The sequence below is a fragment of the Ruegeria sp. AB8 genome (genome assembly GCF_056542605.1).
Map to the genome: position 1 here is coordinate 1 of NZ_JBQGAB010000090.1, position 1,357 is coordinate 1,357.

2 protein-coding genes are annotated in these 1,357 nt (G+C 48.6%); one reads left to right on the plus strand and one right to left on the minus strand.

Annotation, left to right across the window (positions count from 1 at the left end):
* Positions 1-275 (minus strand): hypothetical protein (locus ACR0CG_RS23845; RefSeq protein ID WP_480527983.1); only part of this gene is annotated, 275 nt, incomplete at its 3' end.
* A gap of 20 nt (positions 276-295) precedes the next feature.
* Here ACR0CG_RS23845 and ACR0CG_RS23850 point away from each other — a divergent pair.
* Complete coding sequence (locus ACR0CG_RS23850) at positions 296-841, plus strand: hypothetical protein (RefSeq protein WP_480527985.1); 546 nt, start codon at positions 296-298, stop codon at positions 839-841.
* The last annotated feature ends 516 nt before the right edge of the window (positions 842-1,357 follow it).

Genomic DNA, 1,357 nt, shown 5'->3' on the forward strand with positions numbered 1-1,357 from the left:
CAAATCCGCCGCATAATCAAACCAACCAGATGAGCCACATCCTCTCTTAGATCAGAGCGCCATCTGTCCCAAAATCCCTGACGACGGACAGAAGCATTGAAGCATTGTCCGCGCATTCGCTCCAGATTTCCTATGCTCTGTCTGTCGGAAATCTGAATTTCGACAAAATCGGTCTTTTGTAATGATGACGGACAAAGATCTTTATTACTTCGAATTGGTGTGGCAACGTTTCGCCATCCTGAAGAACTGCATGCTAGTGTACAGACTTCCACCATGAATCTCATAAGGAGAAGACATGCTAACGAAAATTCTAACGTCTGCATTTTTCTTTATTTTGCCCGCACTCAGTTTTGCTCAAACAGCTGAGCGCAGCGTTACCATCGAAGCCGACGCGACAGTTAAGTCAGTTGATCCGGACACTCGGCTCATCGTGCTGCAAAACTCAGAGACAGGTGAAGAAGAGACCATTCTTGCAGGACCGGAAGTCAAAAACTTCGATCAAATTGAAGAGGGTGACACAGTCAAAGCGATGTACACACTGGGGATGGCTGCAAGCATTGCTTTCCCTGGCGAGGTTGACAGTTTGGTTGAATTGGAAGGCCAGGCTGCAGAGGGATCAACACCGGGCATGGCTGCCGGAACAATGGTCACCTTGATTCTGACTTTTGTGTCCTTCGACACCGCGAGCTCAATCGCCACTGTGACGGATAGCAGTGGTACAGAACAAATGATCGAGGTTGAATCAGACGTTGGTCGCGAGTTTGTCGAGCAGCTTAGCTCGGGAGACAAAGTAGCTCTGAGCTTCACGGAAGGTCTCGCCGTGGGAATTGTCGAAGAATAAGCGTCCGCAGCGAAACCTCACTAGGTGAACTCTTGTTTCCTCTTTCACCACCGATAAAAAGCTCGTTCCAACGCTTCCCGCATCCCAAGCCACGTTAGCGACCGCTATGGTCCTCCAGCGAGAACTAATAAAACAGCGCCGCATGGGCTTCCTGCCTTGGTCCCATCATGACTAATCCTCTCACTCTTTGGCAGGATTGAATCAACAATGTACAACTCTATTAAGACAGAGTTTTTCAACAAAATATGCCTATAGCGGCGTTTGTAAGTCCCCGCTTCTGAGCCCGGACAATGTCCACCGGGAACGAAGAATAGATTTTTGTTCGCTGCGGTGCATTTTTCTGTTGAGTTTGGTAGGTTAGCAAAGGAGCGCTGGTACCAACGAAGCGAAAGCAAGGAAGCAAATCTATGATTGCAAAAGTGCAAAACTGTCCGTCGTCAGGGATTTTGGGACAGATGGCGCTCTGATCTAAGAGAGGATGTGGCTCATCTGGTTGGTTTGATTATGCGGCGGATT

Excerpts from the sequence above, each read along its gene's own strand:
- ACR0CG_RS23850 (WP_480527985.1), top strand. The coding sequence starts at position 296 with ATGCTAACGAAAATTCTAACGTCTGCATTTTTCTTTATTTTGCCCGCA.